At 61.9% G+C, this 4,677-nt stretch carries 1 protein-coding gene and 3 pseudogenes; 2 read left to right on the top strand and 2 right to left on the bottom strand.

The features are described from left to right. A pseudogene (locus EOA32_RS33300) lies at nt 1-363 on the top strand (transposase); the annotation flags it as partial. Nucleotides 364-443: 80 nt separating this feature from the next. Here the strand turns inward: EOA32_RS33300 and ltrA are convergent. Continuing rightward, on the bottom strand, nt 444-1,706 hold the full coding sequence (gene ltrA / locus EOA32_RS33295; protein WP_128373986.1) for a group II intron reverse transcriptase/maturase: 1,263 nt from the start codon (nt 1,704-1,706) through the stop codon (nt 444-446). 692 nt (nt 1,707-2,398) lie between these two features. Between ltrA and EOA32_RS33290 the strand changes: the two are divergent. After that, nucleotides 2,399-2,875 (top strand): annotated as a pseudogene (locus EOA32_RS33290) (transposase); the annotation flags it as partial. A gap of 597 nt (nt 2,876-3,472) precedes the next feature. On the opposite strand, the pseudogene EOA32_RS33280 reads toward EOA32_RS33290, so the two are convergent. Further along, nucleotides 3,473-4,627: pseudogene (locus EOA32_RS33280) on the bottom strand (IS110 family transposase). Nucleotides 4,628-4,677 lie beyond the last annotated feature (50 nt).

Raw genomic sequence — 4,677 nt, 5'->3', positions numbered from 1 at the left:
GTCTACGACCTGCTGTTCAAGGCAGCGTCGGAGACGATGCTGACGATCGCGGCAGATCGGAAGCATCTCGGCGCACGCATCGGCATCACCGCCGTGCTCCACACCTGGGGTTCGGCGATGACGCACCATCCGCACGTGCACATGATCGTGCCGGGCGGCGGCATTGCACTCGGCGGAAGCCGCTGGGTATCGTCGCGCCCGGCATTCCTGCTTCCGGTGCGGGTACTCGGCAAGCTGTTCCGCCGCCTCTTCCTCACCCGTCTGGTCGGGCTGCGCGACGCCGGCCGGCTCGTCTTCTTCGGATCGATGGCGCACCTCACCGATCGGCGGGCATTCCTGCGCCACCTCGCTCCCGTCAGGAGGAAGCGCTGCCGAGTAGGTGGGGGCGTTACTGCCCCCACCCCTCACAGACCCGGACGTGCAGTTTTCCCGCATCCGGTTCCTCATGGTAGAGTTTCGCTCACGGTGGCAAACGAATGAAGAATCCTGGCTGGCGGCAGCGGATGGCGTTTCAGGATTTCGTTAAGGCGGGTCCATCGGAACACGCTTTGACGATCTCGCCGAGATAGCCATTTCCGCCATATCCTCACGACCTGGTGGGCGAACCATCGCAATCGCCGAGCATTTCCCCCGACGCCATAATAGGCGAAGTGGCCCCGCATCATGGACGAGAGATGGCGATGCTGATCGCGGATCGACCAGTTCCGGTGTTTCCGGCACCAGTCACTTACCGCAGCCAACGCACGAGCAAAACGGCCCTTGGCCGTGACTTGCATCACCATGTCCTTGCCTCTGCGCGACCGTCCCCACACGTGGGTCAGGCCGAGAAAGTCGAACTTGGTGCCATCCGTCTCCGGATGCCGTGTGCTCTCCGTCCTTCGCGGGCGAAAGTCGACGAGACGCGTCTTGTCGGGATGGAGCGTAAGCCCGAACCGTCCAAGACGTTTGTTCAGCACTGCCAGGACACGCTGGGCGTCGACGATGTTGTCGAACGCCATGATCGCATCGTCAGCGTAGCGGGCAATGGTACAGCCCCCACGGAGCCGCGGCCGCACCTCGGTCTCGAACCATTCGTCCAGCACGTGGTGCAGGAAGATGTTCGAGAGGCAGGGCGAGACCACGCCTCCTTGCGGGGATCCTTCGGCCGTTCGGAGCAGAAGACCGTCTTCGACGGCTCCTGCGTTCAGCCATTTATCGATCATCCGTCGGATGACGCCGTCCGTGACTCGCTGGTCGAGGAACGCCCGGAGGTGAGAGTGCGGAATCGAGTCGAAGTACTTCTGTATGTCGAGATCGATCACCCAATAGAGCCGCTTTGCCCACAGCACGTTCTGCATATTGCGGAGCGCCTGATGGGCCGAGCGGCCCGGTCGGAACCCATATGAGCAGGGGTAGAAATCCTCCTCATAGACGGTCTCCAGCACCATCGTAATGGCGCGTTGCGCCACCTTGTCCTCGAAGGTCGGAATGCCGAGCATCCTTTGCGAACCATCCGCCTTGGGTATATAGGCCCGCCGGACCGGCGGCGCACGATATCGGCCGGACTTGATGCGCTCCAGCAGGTCCAGAAGTCTGGTCTCCAGGTTCACCTCATAGTCCGCCGCCGTGACGCCGTCGATGCCAGGGGCACCATCCTTGCGGGTCAGCCGGTAGGCCTCCTTCATCCAGTCCAGATCGATGACATGGTGGAGCGAGCACAGCGCCACACCCCGTTTCGTCCTCGCCAGTTCGGCTATCCGTTGTCGGTTCGTAGACAGGTTTGTAGGGTTCAGAGCCCCCTCCCATGTTTCAGGTCAACGGTTCTCTACACATGACGCCTCCCTTCGCTCCGTCGGGTCCCGGTGAGCCCAGTTCCCCGTCTTCACCGCTACTATGAAGGCGCTACGACTTCCCGCCCGCGCATTTCTGCTCCCTTATGGTTTCGGTTGCAGGCTCCACGCGCTCCTCCGTCCTTCGTGTTCGCCGAAGCGCTCCCGACGGCGTGGAGGACGCCCCTCGGGCCTGGGACCATTGGTCAGTCGGCGTCCCTTTATCCGGCACACTGCGTCCGTGGACGCGAGCGGGATCTCACAGGTTCCCTGGCGATCCATCCCATGCCTTTGCCCTGCTCCAAGACCCCGGCCGAGCCGCCAGAACCTCGCCCTTGGCGGTTCCGACGATGCTGCCCCCGGGCCACCCACGCCGAAGGCCTCCGCATGCACATAATCTCGAGGCTGACACATGGCTTCAGCATCCGCTGTCTACGCTTCACGAGCGACGTTGCCGTCGCCCATGCAAGACTCGCTTCCGGCTGGCGGGCTGCGCCTTTGCCGGGAGGGGGTCGAACCCTCTGGATCGCTTCGAAAGGTTTCAGGATCTACATTCCATTCTCCTTTCCAGGGCTTAGCCTGTCGCAAGGGTGGTCTACGCCAAGGCACCCTTCGCCGGCCCGGAGGCGGTGCTCGCCTACCTGTCGCGCTACACGCACCGTGTCGCCATCTCGAACCGACGCCTCATCCGTTTCGACGAGGACCGCGTCACTTTCCGCTACAAGGATTATCGTCGCCCTAGCGCAGACCAGCAGCAGGTCATGACGCTCGCCACCGACGAGTTCGTCCGCCGCTTCCTGCTCCATGTCCTGCCACGTGGGTTCCACCGCATCTGTCACTATGGGCTGCTCGCAGGCTCCGCCCGCAAGGCCAGCCTCGCGCTTGCGCGCGAACTCCTGAACGTCGCCGCACCGTCCGATGACGACACCACGGAAGAACCGGACGACTTCCGTCCGCCATGCCCCTGCTGTGGCGGACGCATGATCATCATCGAGACCTTCGAACGATGGAGGCAGCCGCGCGGACCGCCGGGCGCACGGACGACGAACCGGGAGACCGCCCCATGACCCGGCATGGCATGATCCAGTCTCAAGTCGTAGGCGCACAGCCTCCGGCACCGGATCCACGCCTGTCCATGGTGATCATCGGCTCCGACAGAGCCGCGGCCAACCGCCCACCGTCCCGACAACACCGCGCGCAGGCGCAACGAAGCGGTCCGTCCGCATCCACCCCGGAGCTTCCCGACACCGGTCGCGCCATCGCCGACATCTGCCGAAAATCGAAATCCCCATAGCCCTCGCCTGTGGCCCGCGGGTTCCTTCCTCGGGGACTTTCGTACGCCTGCCGGCGCCCGAAACTCTTATATGGGGATGGTCAACTACAAACGGCATCACGTCGACATTGTCATGTACCTCCGGGGCAATCCGTAGATCCCATTCGATGAGTCCGTTTGCGTGACGCGGTTCGCGAACGAACCCAAGTCCACCTTATATTCGGTCAGGGCGCATGCACCTGTTCCATGATCCCGCTTGCGGCGGATTCGGACCCAAGAGACGAAACCATTCTTCAGCAGCGGCTGTTTGAGGCCATGAGTTTCGTCGGTTCGTCTACCGAGGATCTGCCAGGCCTGATCGGTCCTGGAGATTGTTATGATCGATTGGCGTCTACGCTGATGGTTTCGTCAGGAGAGCTCCTTCTATAACGACGCCGGCGTTCACGTATTTCCACAGCGCAACAAGCAGTTTCCGAGCGAGGGCGATGATCGCGGTCTTCTTGTACCGGCCACCATTCTGGATGACTCGCGCCCTGAACCACTGGCTGAGTGCCGAATTGGGTTGATGGCGCACCCAGAGCCACGCAACCTGGACAAGCGTCGACCGGAGCCTAGGATTGCCGGACTTCGAGACTCCTGCTCGCAATTAATCTGCCCACTTTGCCAGGGCGTTGGCACCAAACCAGCGTAGGCGGCAACCTGTCGTCGATTGTCAAACTTGCGCGACAATCCCTCAGACCACAGGACGGCCGCGAACTCCGGACCTATTCCCTTGAGGCTGAGCAGCAGGGCCGGTGTTGGCACATCTAGCGCAATGAGCAAGGCGTCGCGTGCCTCTTCAACATCCTTGATCTGCTGGATCAGCAACTCGATGCGATCAAGCTCGCGGCTGATCTGCGCCTTGAGCGCCGGCGGCAGTGGACGCCCATCTCCGGTAATCAGCGCGTCGAGACATTTGCGTCGATCGCCTTTCAACGGTTCGTATCCGGACACACCTTGGCTGAACAAAAGGCCCTTTATCCTGTTGACGTGCCTGATCCGCTCGTTCGTCAGCGCCTTCCGCTCGCGCACCAATCGGCGACGGTCTTCCTCCTCCGGCGTTGGCACTCGCAACATCGCGCAAACCCGAGGCTCGCCGCGGTTGTAGGCCAACAACGCTCGAACCAGTGCTTCCCCGTCAATCCTGTCGATCTTGGCCCGCCGACGGCGACGCGATGTGGCAATGGATGCTGGGTCGACGACATAACTCTCGATGCCTTCGCGTTCGAGGATCCGATGTATAGAATCCATCCAGACCAGCTTCCTGGATGGATATGACCCTGAAGCTCTGCCCTGTCCGCACTTCCGCCTTTCGCTGCAGCTCTGCGAAGTGATCGAGCAAACTCGGAATGTCGCCCCCCAACACGAGGTGTCTCGACATTCTCTCGCCCCCACCTGGCGAAAGCGAAGTCACGAGCCATTTTGAACGAGACAGTTCTAACGAGACAAATATTGCAGCAAGATCGACGCGGATCGCGGCCGGGGCTTTGGCGGTGTTGGCTTGCATGCTGACCTCCAGGTGATGTTTAGCGGCTTCACTCTGGCAGAGCGCTGGTC

Origin of the sequence: Mesorhizobium sp. M1A.F.Ca.ET.072.01.1.1 (assembly GCF_004023325.1) — a bacterium.
In the GTDB taxonomy this organism is placed as follows: Bacteria; Pseudomonadota; Alphaproteobacteria; order Rhizobiales; family Rhizobiaceae; genus Mesorhizobium.
Note: the sequence above shows the minus strand (reverse complement) of the source record. Positions and strands in the feature narration are given on the sequence as shown.